The 17,721-nt window shown below is 46.5% G+C and carries 12 protein-coding genes and 1 pseudogene; 1 reads left to right on the top strand and 12 read right to left on the bottom strand.

All coding sequences use genetic code 11. The annotated features are described in order from the left end of the window. Window positions 1-16: 16 nt before the first annotated feature. Complete coding sequence (locus AC58P7_RS24705; RefSeq protein WP_497347655.1) at window positions 17-1,570, bottom strand: glycoside hydrolase family 43 protein; 1,554 nt, start codon at window positions 1,568-1,570, stop codon at window positions 17-19. Between the two features lie 28 nt (window positions 1,571-1,598). Continuing rightward, window positions 1,599-3,494 carry a glycoside hydrolase family 2 TIM barrel-domain containing protein gene (locus AC58P7_RS24700; protein WP_497347695.1) on the bottom strand — a complete coding sequence of 632 codons (1,896 nt, stop codon included), beginning with the start codon at window positions 3,492-3,494 and terminating at the stop codon, window positions 1,599-1,601. Here AC58P7_RS24700 and AC58P7_RS24695 point away from each other — a divergent pair. Further along, window positions 3,483-3,671, top strand: a complete 189-nt coding sequence (locus AC58P7_RS24695; RefSeq protein WP_497347703.1) for a hypothetical protein — start codon at window positions 3,483-3,485, stop codon at window positions 3,669-3,671. The genes AC58P7_RS24700 and AC58P7_RS24695 overlap by 12 nt on opposite strands. On the opposite strand, the pseudogene AC58P7_RS24690 reads toward AC58P7_RS24695, so the two are convergent. From AC58P7_RS24690 to AC58P7_RS24645, 10 genes and pseudogenes are all read right to left on the bottom strand, one after another. Further along, window positions 3,639-3,971: pseudogene (locus tag AC58P7_RS24690) on the bottom strand (sugar-binding domain-containing protein); the annotation flags it as partial. The gene AC58P7_RS24695 and the pseudogene AC58P7_RS24690 overlap by 33 nt on opposite strands. 225 nt (window positions 3,972-4,196) lie before the next feature. Beyond that, the gene (locus tag AC58P7_RS24685; protein ID WP_497347653.1) at window positions 4,197-6,452 is read right to left on the bottom strand and encodes a glycoside hydrolase family 3 protein; all 2,256 of its coding nucleotides are present in this window, start codon (window positions 6,450-6,452) and stop codon (window positions 4,197-4,199) included. A 55-nt stretch (window positions 6,453-6,507) separates the two neighbouring features. Then, window positions 6,508-8,040: an ABC transporter substrate-binding protein gene (locus AC58P7_RS24680; protein ID WP_497347651.1), complete on the bottom strand. Its 1,533-nt coding sequence runs from the start codon at window positions 8,038-8,040 to the stop codon at window positions 6,508-6,510. A gap of 106 nt (window positions 8,041-8,146) precedes the next feature. After that, window positions 8,147-9,748, bottom strand: a complete 1,602-nt coding sequence (locus tag AC58P7_RS24675) for a response regulator transcription factor (protein ID WP_497347650.1) — start codon at window positions 9,746-9,748, stop codon at window positions 8,147-8,149. Further along, window positions 9,745-11,502: a sensor histidine kinase gene (locus AC58P7_RS24670; RefSeq protein WP_497347648.1), complete on the bottom strand. Its 1,758-nt coding sequence runs from the start codon at window positions 11,500-11,502 to the stop codon at window positions 9,745-9,747. Before AC58P7_RS24670 ends, AC58P7_RS24675 begins: the two co-directional genes overlap by 4 nt. A 138-nt stretch (window positions 11,503-11,640) precedes the next feature. Beyond that, the gene (locus AC58P7_RS24665) at window positions 11,641-12,525 is read right to left on the bottom strand and encodes a carbohydrate ABC transporter permease (protein WP_497347646.1); all 885 of its coding nucleotides are present in this window, start codon (window positions 12,523-12,525) and stop codon (window positions 11,641-11,643) included. Between the two features lie 13 nt (window positions 12,526-12,538). Next, window positions 12,539-13,504, bottom strand: a complete 966-nt coding sequence (locus AC58P7_RS24660) for an ABC transporter permease (protein ID WP_497347644.1) — start codon at window positions 13,502-13,504, stop codon at window positions 12,539-12,541. Between the two features lie 240 nt (window positions 13,505-13,744). Further along, the gene (locus AC58P7_RS24655; protein WP_497347642.1) at window positions 13,745-15,022 is read right to left on the bottom strand and encodes a glycoside hydrolase family 1 protein; all 1,278 of its coding nucleotides are present in this window, start codon (window positions 15,020-15,022) and stop codon (window positions 13,745-13,747) included. Window positions 15,023-15,204: 182 nt separating this feature from the next. After that, window positions 15,205-16,620, bottom strand: coding sequence for an alpha-L-rhamnosidase-related protein (locus tag AC58P7_RS24650; protein ID WP_497347640.1), 1,416 nt, complete (start codon window positions 16,618-16,620; stop codon window positions 15,205-15,207). Between the two features lie 143 nt (window positions 16,621-16,763). Continuing rightward, complete coding sequence (locus tag AC58P7_RS24645) at window positions 16,764-17,693, bottom strand: hypothetical protein (protein WP_497347638.1); 930 nt, start codon at window positions 17,691-17,693, stop codon at window positions 16,764-16,766. Window positions 17,694-17,721: the final 28 nt, after the last annotated feature.

Here is a 17,721-nt window from a genome sequence, read left to right as displayed (position 1 = left end):
TATGCTTAGGCAAACTCTAGCCTAACGGCTTATATTGAAACCAGTCGAAGAAAGCGGGAACCGTGCAAGCTCTTCCGTTCCCGGTTGCATAGAGTCCAAAGTAAACTCCCGTGAATCCGCCGGCCACCTCGGTGGACAGTAACGAGCATTCGCCTGAGCCGAACGATTTGCGTTCTCCATTAGGGGATGCATAAAAGAATGAATACTGAGAGGGTTCCGCTTCCAGCCCGAGAATGATGTCGGATTCCTCATAGGCATCCTCGAGTTCGACTTTCCATAACGATCCGATGCGGCGCCGAAAAATCACTTTACGGTTCCCTGAAGCATCGAGGGTCAACGCGATCTCATAATGAAACCGCTCGTTCATGTAAACCGTCAGCCCGGCTTCCTCGCCTTCTTGTACTGGATCGAAAGACAATAGCGTAGAAACGCTGCATCGAAAATGCTGCTGTCTCCGCCCGACAAACGCCGGAGAAGCGATATCATTCAAGGTTTCGGCTGAGCCGCGAAGGGTTAACCATCCCTGTCTTTCTTCCAGAGACCAGTCCTCGTCACGCGGATTTCTAATGAAGTTCCACTCCAATTGCAGCCGGTTCGAGTTAAAATCATCAACGTCCGTCCAATGTAACTCATCGGCTACAAGCGGAAGAGTTCCGGCATCCATCTTCTCCGCAATCTTGCCGCCATCCCCGATCACCGGCCATCCGTCTGCGGACCATGTGACCGGAGCAAGAAACGTCTCACGTCCCAAATGGTGGTGCCGCCCGCTGAAAGGAACGGATACTGGACGAATCCCCAGGAAAACAGCCCACCAGCTCCCATCCTCCAGTTGGACGAGATCCGCATGCCCCGTTGCCTGGATCGGAGTACCTGAACTCCGGTGAGTCAGGATCGGATTGTCGGGATTGCTCTCGAATGGTCCGTATGGTGAATCGCTCCGCGCAATTGTAACCATGTGACCGTACTCAGTCCCTCCCTCTGCAATCAACAAGTAGTACTTCCCGTTAATTCGATACAGGTGCGGGCCTTCCGCCGATTTACCGCCAGTTCCTTGCCAGATGAGACGTCGTTCGGATAACAGCTTTCCGGACTCCAGGTCGATCTCCGCTTGATAAATCCCTTTCGGCTCGTCCCCAAAAAATCCACCGGTTCCCGTAATGAATACACGCCCGTCCTCATCAAAGAACAGGGACGGATCGACGCTCGGCCATTCGGGCCAAATCGGTTCGGACCAAGGCCCTTCCGGTTTTTCGGCCCAAACATAAAAATTTTGAAATATTTTTACATTCGTCGTAATCATATAGAAGCGACCATTATGAAATCGCAGAGTCGGCGCATATATGCCCATAGAACTTTTGCACCCTTCCAGGTCCAGTTGGCTCCTGCGCGTCAAACAATGCCCGATTTGTGACCAATGGACGAGATCACGGCTATGGAAGATTGGTACACCAGGAAAATATTGAAAGGTACTCGTAACTAAATAAAAGTCGGAGCCTACTTTACAAATGCTCGGATCCGGATGGAAGCCGGGAATCACGGGATTGACATATTGCTTGGTCTCGTTTTTCATAGTTTCATTTCCCCCGTTGCCTTGGGTTTTACTTTACGGATATCTCGACAGATACAGCTTCCAGCCCTTCCATGCCGACCGTTAGAACGGCGGAACCAGGCTCATAGCCTGCACGGATGATCGCCAGCAGCCTACCCTTATAGGAAGTAAACTCTCCTCTAGTATAATTTTCACTCGTCTCAGGCCTACCGGTACCAAAGGCAGCAAGTGTTGCTTCACCTTCCACTATGGCCGTTGCCTTGCATTCTGCTGTCGGAACAAGTCGTCCCTCGCTATCCACGATCTCCACGACCGCGAAGGACAGTGATTGTCCGTCAGCAACTAGCGCCATCTTATCCGGACTAATTCGGATTCCGGCCGGCTTTCCTGCGGACTCGAGAAGATTAGAAGAAATCTTCTCACCTGCCGTGTAGCTGATCGCATCCAAGGTTCCCGGCTCATAGGTGAGCTCAAACTGTGCAGTGAAGCGGTTCTCCTTGCCGGCAGGCTTTCTCCCGAGGCTCTTTCCATTATGGATTAGCTCCACTTCCTCTGCCGCGGAGTACACCTCCACCTTGATGGGTTTTCCCTCGTAGCCGGCCCAGCTCCATGCATTCTCGCACTCCGGCCATCCCCAGCGTGCCATAATTTCGATCAATCCATCGTTTTTCGGATGGTGGGAAACAATGAAGGTCTCTTCGGATCCCCACACAATTCTGCGATAGGCCAGTTGTGGACGTTCAAAGCTGCATAGATCAAAGTCCGAGTCATTGGCCGTGCGCCATGGATAAGGGGAAAGATGAACCTTTCTACTTTCCTCGGCGACTTGCTCGGGATTCACATAGTGGACTTTGCCGAGCCCTGCCTCGCCAAGATAATCGTGGCTCGTCCAATTAAAGTCCCCGATGACATGAGAGAATCGTTCTACATCGTTCCAATACACGGCCATTTCCCGCGGCTTGCTCTCGGTTGAGCAAATGACCCGATTCGGATACTTCTCTATTGCGTCTTCAAAATGGTAATTCAGATAATTGTACCCGACGACATCCATCGGCGCATTGAGAGCCTCGGTATAGTCCCCCCAGATGCTTATGCCAAATTCCGTGTCCAAATTGATCAAGTCTCCTCCACGCATCGATTGCTCGAAAAGGCCCTTGAAAAAGATAGCCGAATCCTCGTCATCGAGACCGCTAAAGAAGGAGCACACGGCGTTGGTGACAAACCTAGTCGGGTCCAGCTCACGAACGCGTGCCGCCAGCTTCGCGGACCAGAGGTATCCGCCAGACAACCCTCCACGCTCCGGCACCTCATTGCCGACAGACCACATAATCACACAGGGGGCGTTTCGGTCCCGTAGAATAACGGCATCCAGATCTTTCTGCCAGTCTTGTTCGAAGTACTGACTGTAATCATGTGTGTTCTTCTCCATCGTCCAAACGTCGAAGACTTCGTTAATTACCAGCAATCCCAGCCGGTTGCAGGCATCCAGCAAGTCCCTTGACATCGGATTGTGAGCAAATCGAATCGCGTTATAGCCATTGTCTTTGTGGACCTTCATCCTGCGATATTCGCTGTCCTTAAAGGAAGCTGCCCCCAGAATCCCGTTGTCGTGATGCACGCACCCGCCTTTAAGCTTGAGGGTGTGCCCGTTCAGCATAAAGCCGTTTATGACGTCGACCGAAATAGTCCTGATGCCAAATATCGTGTTGTCGCTGTCCAGAATGGTTTCATTGTCAGTCAGCTGAGCCGTAATCTTATACAGCTTCGGGGAATCGATATCCCAAAGTTCGGCATTCTCAATCGCGACCATCACCCGACCGACGCCCTTTTCTCCCGCGGGTACGTGCACTTTGACCCTTCCGGTGCCCGCAATGGTGCCGCAGGCCTCCTTCTCGAAGCGAATGTCTACCCACAGATCGGCAATATCGGCGTTATGGTTTTCCAACGTCGTTTCGACCACGACGAACGCGGTGCCGTTTACAATATGGGAAGTATGGGCATATATGCCCCAAGGGGCGATATGTGTTTTCGGAGCACAAAGAAGATCGACATGCCGGTAAAGCCCCGAGCCCGTATACCAGCGGGCATTGGGCTGAGCAGCATTATTGACGGTTACGGATAAACGGTTCGGCTTTCCGGGTTTCATATAGGGAGTGAGATCGGCATGAAACGGACTATAGCCGTAATGGTGTCTGGCCACAGTATGTCCGTTCAAGACAACCGTGGTGTTCATATACGAACCGTCGAACTCCACCAGAACCCGCTTATTCGAAAAGTCGTCAGGAAAGTTGAGAATCTTGGTGTAAGTCCCGACCCCTCCGTTGTAATAACCTGTTAGCGAGCCGGCCGGTGCATCGGCGGATGGATCCGTTTCGATTGTAAAATCATGTGGAAGATGTACGACTTTCCCAGGCCGGCTCATACCCGGAATGTCCGATGGTTTGCCGCTTATAAATTCCCATGCGCGGTCAATATTTTCTCTAAGCATAGTAATTCTCCTTTCCTAACAAAACAAAGGCTTCGTTACTATTATCATAACTGCAACCTATTTTGTTCACTAACACTCTCACGACATATCCATAACGTTTTGGCGACTTATGAAAAAAACCGGGTCCATTGGAGATGGATACCCGGCCTTTTGGATGACTTAACCCCTATGTTTGTATTTCGAAACCCGTTCATCACGGATGACACCGCTCCAATTCATTCCGAAGGCGAAATCATAACGGTTCCCCTGTGTATCGATATGGACATCCATATCATGCGGTACGTCCTCAAACTGCTCTTCTACCGTTCTCATGTTGGCCGGCATCTGAATCGGCAATAGTGCAGACGGTTCCGCGCCGCCGCTTAAAATGTCCAAGATCGCCTGATCTTGCACTCCGAAGCTAACGACAATCGCACTTGCTTCCTTCTCAAATTCGGCTACAACCGTAGGGTTGTTCATTGCGAGCGAGACGATGACGGGCTTACCGCCCAAGAGTCGTTTCGTGTTCAACACCATATCCAAGTCAGTCGTATTGGTGACCGTCACCGTCTTCCCCTTGTAGGAACGGTTCACTACATCCCTAGCATCCCCTGCGATACTCGTCTCGCGAGCATGCTCCGCTGTGTAGGTTCCGTACTGCAAGCTGATCGGTACATATCCGTTACCTCCGGCCTCGGCGTCCGACTGGCTATAGCCATAAGTCGTATACGGACTTTCGATAAAGACCAGCCCTGCATCGGCTTCATCCGGCTTATCGACAACGTCGAAATACCTCCTGACGATGTCAAGGTTGATCGGATATTGATCCACCTCAGGCGTTGGAACTCCTAGCCAGTTCGTACTCGCGGGACGATAGCGCTTCGGAATAAACACTTTAGTTCGTTTTGGCAGCGGTAGTACCTGATTCTCATTCTTCAGCAACACCACCGACTTAAGCTGAGCTTCGTAACCCTCACGCATAAATTCAGCTGAGCCGACCGTTGCGTCAGTCTCCTCCGGTACCCGATAAGGGTTCTCGAATAAACCGACACGGAAGAGGTTAATTAGAATACGTACGGCGGACTGCTCGAGCCGATTACGCATGTACGCTTCACCATGCTCACGAACAGCGATGCTATAAGCCTCCATAACAGGAGCTAATTGCTGGTACCCACCAAACTGATCGACACCTGCCATTAGAAGTTTATAATACCGTTCTACTATGGTATACCCGTCTTCAACTCCCCAACATTTCCCCCCCGGATATAGTCTTCGAATATCAGCGGGAGCATCGTTGATGATTCCCCAATCCGTACAGACAACACCTTCATACCCATACTTGTTCCGAAGCAGATCGGTGATGAGATAGGAACTGTAGGAGTTAGCAACATTCTCTCCATTTTTCTTATCTTGATCGAAGGAAATCGTATAATAGGGCATTATAGCAGACACTTTACCCGTCGGGCCATCCAGCTTAAATGCCCCCTCCAGGAAAGGAATCAAGTGCTGTTCAAAGTTGTTGCCCGGATATACGGCGAACTTGCCATAGCCGAAATGGGCGTCTCGACCGCCTTCGCCAGATCCTCCGCCGGGCCAATGCTTCGCCATCGCATGCACGCTTTCGAAGCCCCAACCGCGATCCAGCTCCTTATCACCGTACGAGGTTTGGAATCCATCGGCATAGGCACGCGACATATCGGTCGCAAGCTTCGGATCCTCGCCGAAAGTCATAACAAGCCGGTTCCAGCGCGGATCTGTTGCAAGATCGACTTGCGGTGACAGTGCGGTTGTAATACCTAATGCTCGATATTCTTTAGAAGCGATCTCTCCGAAACGGCGCGTCACCTGCGGATCAAACGTTGCAGCTAATCCAAGCTGCTCCGGCCACATCGAGATGACGCCACCCGCTCCGGCATTAAATTCTTTGGAGGAGTCCGTACTATGACGAGGATCGCTGCTGAAGCCGACTGGAATCCCAAGGCCGAGGCTTTCCGCAAGTGCCTGTACCTTGTTGTTCCACTTTGCCGCTGTCACGGGACTATCGATCGTCGTCAACAGGACATGACGGACATGATCCGCCGTTAGGAACTGAACCTGCTGGTCCGTTAAATCATGGGACTGTGCTCCACTTTCCACATATCGCTTTCCGCCGTAGGTTTCCTGGAACCAGCCTTGATTTGGAAGCGACTGGTGATTACTGTGCAGCATAAGCCCCGCTAGCTGCTCGATGGTCATTCTGGATACCAGATCCTTAGCTCTTTCCTCCGGTGAAAGTCTCCAATCTTCGTACTTGTCGAGCTTGCCGTCCTTATTTAAATCTTTGAAAACATAGCCATCCTGTCTTACTATACCGACTCCGGAATCTCTTGATAGGCCCAGTGTCGGCCCATCTTTCTGTTCTAAAAATTCAATGTTCGGTTCCGTGTTCTGCGCCAAAATCTTCTACCTCCATAGTAAAGCCGGGTCGTAAAACATGACCCGGCTCTTGCCATTATTTTTTGTTTGCAACTACCCAAGCGTCCAATTGCTTCTGCTTCTCTGCAATAACTTTATCAATCCCCGCAGCCTTCAGCTTGGATCTAAACTCTTCAAGCTTATCGGCAGGATCAATGGTACCCGATTCCAAACCTTGTTTATACTGTTGCAGAACATTGTTAAGGGCTATAGACTCGTTTTTAACGGGTTCGGCATTAAAGGAGAAGCCAAGCGCTTTCGACTTTATCGCCTTTTTATTCGCTTCCAAGGATAATTTCCACTTATCCGCAGGTTCGTTGGCAAACGTGTAGGTTATGGTTGGGTTCCCAATGAGCCAACCTTGATTGGCATAACCGACCGTCTTCGTATCGATGCCGGCAGGATAATCAATACTGGTCTCCGCTTTCTTTACATAATGCTTACCCTCAATGCCCCACAATAACAAATTAGCGATATCCTTATCCGAGTACATAAGATTCATGAACATCATGGCTCTATCGGTATTCTTAGAATTCTGAGAAATCGTCCAAAGCCCTGTAAGCACATCGCTGGTTGTCGAATATACATTCGGAGTTAAAGGAGCAAATACTAACTCTTTGCCCGACAAGCGGCTTTCCCCTTCTACACCTCCCGGTTTATTAGCTATGAAGTAAGAAAATATCTTATTTGCCTTCATGAGATCCGTACCGCTAATCTGACTCGTAGCAGCGTCTTTATTGATATATCCTGCTTTAAACCATGCATTCATTCTTTTCAAATCGTCTTCGTATCCTTTGGTCTCGTAATAATTCACGAGCTTAAGACCATTGTCGAACCCGGGCAATACCCCAAACCGGTCGCCCATTTTGTCATAATTAAAAAATTGCTCAAACGGACCGCTTGACCCAGTTCCCAGCGGTAACACATTGGGTTCATTGTCTTTTATCGTTTTGAACACACGATCCAGATCATCCATTTTCTTGATGGAGGAGATATCAATCTTATACTTGTCGACCAAATCTTTCCTCATCACAACGCCGGCTTGCCCGGTCGTATAATCCTTAATAACAGGAACGCCATAAAGCTTACCGCTAACCTTTGCGCTATTCAAGTAATCGATATCGAATTGTTTTTTTAGATCCTGACCGTACTTGTCCAGAATGCCGTCCAAAGCTACTACTTTACCTGCAGCCACATCAGCCGGGTAGGAAGCCCCAAAATCAAAGGACATATCCAGCTTTTCGCCGGCGGACGTCATCAAATTCAGTTGCTGCGCCCAAGCACCGATGCTGATCGGAAGTAGTTTGACCGTTGCGTTGATTTTCGCTTGCGTGATTTTACTGATTTCATCCTGTACCGCTTGTATATCCTTAGGGACTGCTCCAAAGACCGGCATGGCAATTGCAATTTCATACGGATCCTTCGTAGCGCTGTTTGCGCTTCCCGTGGAAGCAGGTGATGCAGTAGAAGCACTGCCTCCCTCATTCTTGGATGACGAACACCCGGCAATCACTCCCGTTAACATAACTGCGGCAAGCGACAAGGCGGCCATTTTCATTTTACTTTTCATCGTATTACCCCCCATTTGGTATTGTTCATTTACATCTTCATCATATCGTTCCGCTTGAGGAGCGACTAACACTTTGACGACATCATAATAGCGTTTTCACGACATATTAAAGGTTGCTGAATTGACTCCTATACTCCATTGGCCCAATTCCGACATGCTTTTTAAACAGTTTTGTAAAATACGAAAAATTCGTGTATCCCAAAGTTGATGCAATGGAACTTACAGGCAAATCCGTTTGGGACAATAACTCCTTCACAACCTTGATTTTTTCCAGCACAATGTAATCGGATATGGCATATCCCGTTTCCTTTTTAAAAATTCTCGTTAAATAATCCGGATGGAGAAAAACCTGGTTGGCGATCGATTCACGGGTCATATCCTGATCCATGTTAAGAGATATATAGGCTTTAACGGTCTGGACGATCTTTTCCGTCTCTTTAACCGCTTCCGCATGGTTCATCGCTTTGCTTACGGAATGACGAACCCAAGCAAGCATATCCGTTATGGACCGTAGGGCTGTTTCCGAAATGCTTTTAGACTCTTCATCTCCGAACAATTGATTGGCTTCAATGCCTCTCAAGTTCAGGAATGAAAACACGACCTGTGCAAAATTTTGATTGAAATGATGCAAAATCTCGGCATCCATCCCTTGATTACTTACAAGATTGTCTAAGATCGCTTCCACTTCGTGAATTACGGCTTCTTTGGTACCAGTCTTCATTAGGGACAAGACTACACGCAATGCCGGCAACTTAGCAGGCTGAATGGAGGATCCGCTTTCATGGTGAAGAAAGACTTGGTTCACAAAGACTACATTGTTACGGTCCCGATTCCGCAACTCCGATACCATTTCTGCCATCTCATGGGCCTCTACAGAGAGTCCGAAATAACAGGACAGGTCACAGTAAAAATAACCATTACAAGAATCTATATATTGACGGCAATCTTCTGTAAGCTGATCATAATCCCAATCCGTTCCCCGGTTCGCGACCAATACAATCATGAGCATTCCCCGGTCCAATTGAAAGCATATACCGTTAGAACGATCGCCTATAAGGATATCTTCGGCTGAATTTTTAAGGGCGTATTCGAGGATCTTCTCATCTCTTCGGTTTAGCTCTTTCTTCCATCTTTGGACAGAAATAAGAATGGGAAGGAAAATGGATTCTTCTGTAATTGGAATATGATGGCGCTCGACCTGATCTTGGATTGCGGCCTGCTGGCTTGGTATGGAATGACTAATCAAGTCCACCCAAAACCGTTCAATAATAAAGGAATGATGCTTGAGCCATAATTGATGGGACTGGCTGTTCCTATTGATTTCACTGTTACGGTCGATAGTAGCCTGCGCCTTGCGGATGGCGTTCTCCAAATCGGTCGCACGAACGGGCTTCAGTAAATAATCGAGACTTCCTAGCTGCAATGCTTCTTTGGCGTATTTAAAATTGGCATGACTTGTAAAGAAGATCGCCGCTGTATGGGTATGATACTCCCGTACCCAAGTAAGCAGATCAAAGCCGCTGCCTTGAGGCATTTCGATATCGCAGAGCAGAATATCGATCTTTTCCCTTTCAAACAAGTCTTTGGCTTGTCTAATATTGATGGCTGTAAACAATTTGGTAATCCCTAATTTATTTAGATCAAGATCGGATTTCACCCCTTCGATGGCGAGAACTTCGTCGTCAACAATAAGCAGATGATAATTCATCGTGTTTCCTCCATTCCCGGATTTGTAGGAAGAATGATATCTACCGCAGCACCGCCGGTTCCCTTATCGTTATCGTATCGAATGGATACGGTTTTACCGTACAAAAGTCTTAATCGCCGCTCCACGTTCCAGATTCCGGTATGCTCGCCCCGTTCATTCTCGACACTTCGGCCTGCCTGTAGCTCTCGAAGAACTTGGTCACCAAATCCGAGCCCTGAATCTTTGATGCTTATTTTCATTCGGGAGCCGGGCTCGTCAATCAAAAATTCGATCTGCACGAACATGTTAAGCGGCTCATCCAGCGTGACGGCATGTTTAATTGAATTCTCGACAAACGATTGGATGACTAACGGAGGAATTGGGACTTCCGATAAGTAATCCGGCGCATAGATGGTCCATATCAGTTTGCCAGGGAACCGTAGGCTCTGAATCCGCAAATAATTCCGAGTATGCTCAAGCTCGTCTTTTAAAGGTACGAAGGAGGTATTGCTGCGAAACATATAACGGAAATATTCGATCAAAGACATCGTGATTTCCAAGATTAATTCATAGTTTTTCACTTTGGCCAGATTATATACGATATTGAGTGTGTTCAGGAAAAAATGCGGATTAACCTGCAGCTGTAGCCGTTGCAATTCTTCCTTTTGCTTATTCAGTTGTTCTTCGTAGACATTAATGCGCAGTCTTTCAACCTCCGTCATCATGGCGTTGAATTCCTCACCGATCAGCTGAAATTCACCCGGAGTGTTGTTGAGCACTACCCTGCTGCTCCAGTCTCCCTCGCGAACCTTCTGCATGGAACGCAATACCCGATATAACGGAACCAATATCGACTGCCTCATGAAATAAAGCCCGATAGGGATAAAGAGAAAAATGGCGATCGTAATCAACCAGACGATGGATTGAAGATAAGGAAGCTTTGCCAAAATATAATGATCGGGAATTAATGTAACCAAGTTGAATTCACCTTTACGGGACGATGCACTGACAACCAGAAATTTCCTGCTCGTGCCCGAAATATAATATTCGTTTAGGTTCTTGTGCAACTCGATTCCATATTCGCTTACCAGTTTTGTATCCGTAATGGGTGCACCCTTCTCATTGACTAAAATGACTTCTCCCTCCTCTCCGATCTGAAGTGAGCTAAGCGGCTTTAATAATTCATCGGCTTTAACCCATGCCCCCAAATAAGCGTCGCCTGCTTGAACAATATCAATAAGGTAATTATCTTGTCCTATTCGAATAGTCTGCCATCTTTTTTCGGATGTCCCTTTCAGAAATTGACGGGAATGAATCAAATCGATGATATGTTCTGAAATGATATCGTTTTCTTCAACTGTCGGGCGATTGTTTCTGGATATATTCAAAAAATCTTGCCTGTGGTCTGTATAAACAAAAAATGAATTTATGGATTCGAACAATGAAATCTCCCTAGTCAGCTTATTGAACAAATAAACATTTGCACTGTAATAATCCAGATCTGTTGCAGCCTGGCTCAGGGACAATAAATCATAACCGGTGCTTGCTACTGTATTCATATAGGAATCCACATCATTCAGACTTGAATCCGTTTGGTTCATATATAGTCCCAGCAGATTTTTGTAAGAATCGGCAACTTGGCCGCGAACGACATGAATAGCATAATAGTTGTTGTATAAAAGCATCCCGACAAACGGCAAAGTCAGAATAAGGACGCTAGCTATTAGCTTGTACCGCAATGAGGTTCGCCGCCAGTTCCACTTGCGAGTATCCATGCCATCTCGACTCCTTTAGGATTTGATTTCAATCTTACTTCTATCATACTCTAAATCTTTAAAAAAACTATCAACGCCACAACCATAATAAATCAGTTGTGGCGTTGAACTTTGGCAAACTATTTGAGTTATCCACCCTTACCCTTTTACAGCACCGATCATTATTCCTTTGATAAAATATTTTTGGAAGAACGGATACGCCACTAGGATAGGCAGTACGCCAATCACGGCAATGGCCATCTTAACTGAATCTGAAGGCATTTGCTGCATGGCATCACCCGCATTATTGCTCATATTGGTGTTGATAAACTGAATGTCCTGTATGATACGATTCAGCAAATTTTGGATACTGAAAAGCTTTGGATTGGTAATATAGATCATCCCTAGCTGCCAATCATTCCAATACATAATACATTCAAACAATCCGATCGTTGCAAGGATAGGCGCCGACAGAGGAATCACGATCGACCATAAGGTTCTGTACTCTCCGGCTCCGTCTATTTGTGCGGATTCGATCAAAGCGCTTGGAATCGTCGTTTGGAAAAAAGTCCGCATCATCATGACGTAAAATCCGTTCGTCAGCAGCCCCGGCACAATTAACGCCCAGATGGTATTCTTGATATGGAAGAGCTGTGTAAATACTAAGTAGGTGGGAACGAGTCCTCCATTAAACAACATGGTGAAGAAAACGAGTAACATAATCAAATTACGGTGGGGGGTCACACTTCTGGACAACGGATAGGCTAGAAGTGCCGTAATGGCTACCCCTGCTGCTGTTCCAACGATCGTTACGAAAATGGTCACCCCATAAGCACGTGCGATATCCCCCCCTCTTTGATACAGATACTCATACGCTGCCAAACTGAACGTATGGGGGATAAAAGAGTAACCGTGTGCGATGATGGCATTCTGATCGGTAAACGATGCAGAAATGAGCAACACGAACGGTAGAATACAGACGACGGCGAACACTAACATCATAACATGGGCGAACCATGTCAAGCCTTTGCTTTCATTTTTCAAGATGATTCCCTCCTTAGAACAACGCGTTGTCTTTGCTGAAACGTCGCACGGTATAGTTCGCTAGTATGACGAGCAGGAATCCGACGACGGATTGATAGACTCCTGCCGCGGTGGACATGCCAAGGTCTCCGCCGCCCATCAAACCTCTAAATACATAAGTATCGATCGTCGCCGTTGTATTAAATAGTGCCCCGGCGTTCATTGGAACTTGGTAGAACAGACCAAAGTCAGAGTAAAAAATTCGTCCTACACTAAGCAGAGTCAACATAATAATCACCGGAGTCAGAATCGGCAAGGTAATGTGGCGGATTTGCTGTAATCGAGTCGCACCGTCAAGTCTGGCCGCTTCATAATATTCTTCGTCAATGCCGAGCAGCGCCGCGAAGAACACAATACTGGAGTATCCTACGCTTTTCCAGAAATGTACGATTGTCAAAATCCAAGGCCAGTATTTATCTTCACTGTACCATGAGATACCATCCTTTATTCCAAACCAAGGGAGTACCGTGTGATTCAGAAAACCCGTGTCCGGACTAAGAAGTGCAAATACCAAGTAACTGACGATGACCATGGATATTAGATGGGGCAACGTGATGATGCTTTGGTAAAATTTTATCAATACTTTATTTTTAATTTCGTTCAGCAAAACGGCACAGACAAAGGACAAAAATGTTCCTAGAAAAATAAACAACAGATTATACAGAATCGTATTACGGGTTATGATAAAAGCGTCAGATGTCTTGAACAGGTATTCAAAATTCTTAAAGCCAACCCAATCGCTATCGAGGATACCTTTAGCGAAATTTATTTTTTTGAAGGCGATCGCGATCCCGAGCATCGGGAGATAGTTATTGAAAAACATGTAAATAAGACCCGGCGCCATCATGATCAAGAGCGGCGAATATTTGCGGTACCGATTTTCCTTTTTCTTTGACCGAGTACTTACCTGATCTGTACTCGCCATTGCGGCTTTATCCATTTAAGAATCCCTTCCTTCTTGCTATATTCTGATATGTCTTACCTCTATCATAATGGTTACATCACTGCCCAACTAACAATCTGACGACATTCCAATAGCGTTTTGGCGACTTTTCGCAAAGGATGTAAGAGGGTTGGGCGGGCACACACCCGTTCACCCCCTCGTTTGTCTTAATACGCAGCCCAGCCTCCGTCAGCTGCGATCACGGCTCCATTTACAAATCGAGAATCTTCGGATGCATTAAATCGCGTTCGTTTTCGCAATATTCCCCAAATGAAGGCCACTAGTCTTGATGGTCCTCTCCTGTGTCGAACGGTCTACCTTAATAAGCCCGAAACGTCTTGAGAACCCGAGCTGCCATTCAAAATTATCCATCAGCGACCAGTGCATATAGCCTAATACCTGAATGCCATCCGCAATGCATTCATGCACGCCTTTCAAGGCCCGATCGATGAAGGCAACGCGGCGAGTATCATCATCTGTCGCCACGCCATTCTCCGTAATCATGATCGGGATGCTCAGTTGCCCCCCAACATAACGGACAACAGCCCCGAGCGCTTCCGGGTAAAATTCGTTCCCCATCTGAGTCTTCTCAACGCCCTCCGGGACAGGCAGAATGCCATCTGGGCCATAAATCGCTCGCGTATAATTTTGCAAGCCGAAGAAATCGTCATCCTGCAAGTAAGGGAGAAATTGGAGAAACTCCTCCTGCAACGCATCGGCGGCTTGCTCCTCTCCGCCAGGAACACTCTGAATGTCATAGAGCGACAGCGTCAACCCGATTTGAGTATGAGGACTGATTTTGCGGATTGCTGCTCTCGCTTCAGTATGAGCTTGAAAAATGATTTCCAAGCCTTTATCCGAACGTGGAGCTAGGAACATGTGAACCTCGGTATAAGGCACGTTAAAGCCTTTGCTCAGTCCCTCATTATATTTTTGCATTTGATCCATTTTGTCCATATTCATCCCAACCTGTGCACCGGGCGCCCCCGACTTGGATTGGTAACGCTTCATAATTTTCTTGATCCCAATGGAAATATTCGCTTCATTGATCGTACATACATAGGGAATCAAGTCGCCTAATTCGCGCATGACATGCGTGCAGTAGCGAGCAAATCGGGCAGGTGTATCGGCCGACTCCCAACCTCCCTCTCGGATAAGCCATTGCGGCGAACTAAAGTGATGCAAGGTCACGACAGGCGTGATATTCCATTCTTTACACGCGACCAGTACATCCCGGTAATGTGCAATTTCCGCCGCATCGAAGCGCCCCTCCTCCGGTTCGATTCGTGCCCATTCCATCGAGAACCGATAGGAATTCAAGCCCATTTCGGCCATCGAAGCAATATCTTCCCTATAACGACGATAGTGGTCTACGGCGCTTCCCGAAGGCTCCTTAAAAACTGAACCCTCCAAGTTTTCCATGAGCCAAAAATCGGAATTCGTATTATTCCCTTCCACCTGATGTGCTGCAGTCGATGCTCCCCATAAAAAACCTTCTGGAAAATGTAGTGTCATGTTGCTCCTCCTAAAAATCAGTTATTAACTCTCCTCCCCATCTTATAGCGATACGCCAGAGGCAACTAACAATATAGCGACTACTGACTAACGTTTTGACGACTTTTTGGAACAAAAAAAGACCTGCTTCATGTTCATAAGCAAGGTCTTCATCCTTATTAACGGTCCTGGCAAACCTTCAGTTACTTCCGAACAAGACTTAAACCGGTCCTATTTTCCACTTCCAGTCTGAATCCTGCCGGTAATTCAACTCGATAGTAGATCGCTTCCTCTTCCCGCCACCAATTAACAGCTAGATATCCATTTGAGAGCGGTATCCTTCCCTCACTCCAAGTTAGTTCAGAGGCCTCAAACCGTATAGCGATCGTCTTATTTAAATTGTCAATATATTTAATACCAACCACATTCTTAAATAACCAACGCACGAGATGTGAACCAAATCCATGATTGCAGCTTCCAGATTCGTCGGCATGCTCCCATACCGTACCTGTTCTCCCTATCATGTACATGAAGTAATCACTTGATTCATTCATCGGTTGGTTACCGAAGCCATATCGTGAAAGCAAATCAAGTCTCAAGTGGTTCCCTATAAACGCATTAGCGGGATCGACTTCAGGATAAGCCCTTGATTCATTCATCGGTTGGTTACCGAAGCCATATCGTGAAAGCAAATCAAGTCTCAAGTGGTTCCCTATAAACGCATTAGCGGGATCGACTTCAGGATAAGCCCTTGATTCCTTTCTTTTCGGCCCAAACTCGGAAAGCAGGATATCCCATAGTCGTCCATGTGTTTCAGGCACAGCGATTTCAAAGAAAAACGCATAATATTGACAGACTTCAGACCGATTATTTGTAATCTTTAAAACACCATTCTCACGCACCGCATTATCTACGAAAAAGGTGCCATCGTAGGATTGTTTACAGATCTCCTCTTTTATGCGGTTTGAACGATCAAGAAGTTGTTCCAAATGATAGAGTCTACCTGCAGCAGCCATAGCTCCTGCGTAAAGCATATTGCTCGGATAACTTACATCCTGAACGTATTCATTTGCCTTGGACCATTCTATAAATACCCAGCTTTCAAGCTTTTCAAGGAGTCCGTCTTCATTCTCAAACGCTTTAAAATAATCTAACATCTTTAACACTTTAGGCCTACAAAGTTCGATTAATTGCACATCTCCACTCCGGGCTAAATATTCCTCAAGCTGGACAATAAACCATAATGACCAGTTAGGAATAAATATGGCATAGGGTGATTTAATATCCCGATAGTTTGGTTTCGTATCCGAAGGATAACAGAATGGCAGGATACCTTCTGGCAACTGATTGAATGTATCCGCTAATAGGAAGTTTTCCAAAAAGTTACGCTCTACTTTGCTGTTTCCCGTCAGATCAAATCCGGCTCTTGCTGTAAAGAAAGAGTCACATAAATAGGCACCTCTTTCACGGGAAGGACAATCGGTGAACAGATCCACCGCATTTTGACGTAACGTTTCTCTTCCACCTTCAAATAATCGATTCAGTTTCCCATCACTGCTTGAAAAATGTGCCTTATATACTTCCGGATTCGCATATTCTCTAAGTTGAATATTTCTCATTTCGCATGAACCTTCAAAAATCATGACTTTTAAATACTTCAACGTATAAGCTTCTATCGATTCGAGGATATATGCACCCTCTTCAAGCTCATATCCAATAATGGAATTATTATCAGAACGCTTTAGACTTACATCACCATTAATCAGTAACTCATCAAATAGGAAAAAATCTTAGTCCGCTCTTTGACGATTACGGTAGCCCCGATAAAGCCCGTTAAATTCGTGCCAAAATCAACCATCCAATACGAGCCTTTATTTAAATCAACGGCCATGTCACAGGAAAGAAAATCATCGTTCTCCATTGTCTTATACGACTTCGTCCGTTGATAATCGCGAATTGGATTAACTTCAAATTCATCAGCAGTGAAGCCTTTTATTAAACTTCCGACCATAGGCGTCCAGACAGGTAACCAAGAATCATCTGCAGCTGAATCTTCATCAAAAGTGCCTTGTTCGATCTCTTGAACCGGTACTCTCAGCGTGTATTCAGGATATTCAACTTCACGAGGCAACAACCTCTTCTCTGGCATTGCTTTACACGCCAACGACATAAATTCGCACGCCAGGTTCTTCTTCCAATCTAGGGACCCGGAATCCATATGATAATATTCTATAAACGCTCTATGCGCACTGTACCGCGGTACTTTTTGCACACGCTCGCTGCATAACCTTGCTTCAAACCTGACTCCCTCTCCTTCTGTAGAAGCTAACACTTTACCGTCACAAATGACTTCTGCTTGTAGAAATTCTGGTTGCATCATGATGTAATTTGTATGAGCATTATAAGCAACAACTTCTATTGCGATGATATTGGCACCATTAACCCAGTTGCCGGGAAGAGCGTATTCATCCACCCTGAAATAACCTTCCGCCGCTCTTGCAGGGCCATATCCGATAAACTCGCCATTTAACCAAACCCGATATAGCGTCGCGACCGCAATGTTAAGCATAACTTCTGCGGAATCCGGCTTGTCAATAATCGCTCTGAACCCTGCAATGTAATTCATTTGTCCCGAAATCCCTTCGGGCCAAATCGGTTTAGCTGACTTAAAGAAATTTGACTTCTTATTCATGAAATCCCTCTCCTCTCCTTTCCTTGCC

Source organism: Paenibacillus sp. J22FR5, from assembly GCF_059691975.1.
Note: the sequence above shows the minus strand (reverse complement) of the source record. Positions and strands in the feature narration are given on the sequence as shown.

What these genes read in the sequence shown, in the direction of transcription:
- AC58P7_RS24695 (WP_497347703.1), top strand. Translation starts at nt 3,483, where the DNA reads ATGGTTTTCCAACGTCGTTTCGACCACGACGAACGCGGTGCCGTTTAC.
- AC58P7_RS24670 (WP_497347648.1), bottom strand. Translation starts at nt 11,502, where the DNA reads ATGGATACTCGCAAGTGGAACTGGCGGCGAACCTCATTGCGGTACAAG.
- AC58P7_RS24660 (WP_497347644.1), bottom strand. Translation starts at nt 13,504, where the DNA reads ATGGATAAAGCCGCAATGGCGAGTACAGATCAGGTAAGTACTCGGTCA.
- AC58P7_RS24645 (WP_497347638.1), bottom strand. Translation starts at nt 17,693, where the DNA reads ATGAATAAGAAGTCAAATTTCTTTAAGTCAGCTAAACCGATTTGGCCC.
- AC58P7_RS24705 (WP_497347655.1), bottom strand. Translation starts at nt 1,570, where the DNA reads ATGAAAAACGAGACCAAGCAATATGTCAATCCCGTGATTCCCGGCTTC.
- AC58P7_RS24675 (WP_497347650.1), bottom strand. Translation starts at nt 9,748, where the DNA reads ATGAATTATCATCTGCTTATTGTTGACGACGAAGTTCTCGCCATCGAA.
- AC58P7_RS24680 (WP_497347651.1), bottom strand. Translation starts at nt 8,040, where the DNA reads ATGAAAAGTAAAATGAAAATGGCCGCCTTGTCGCTTGCCGCAGTTATG.
- AC58P7_RS24655 (WP_497347642.1), bottom strand. Translation starts at nt 15,022, where the DNA reads ATGACACTACATTTTCCAGAAGGTTTTTTATGGGGAGCATCGACTGCA.
- AC58P7_RS24650 (WP_497347640.1), bottom strand. Translation starts at nt 16,620, where the DNA reads ATGAGAAATATTCAACTTAGAGAATATGCGAATCCGGAAGTATATAAG.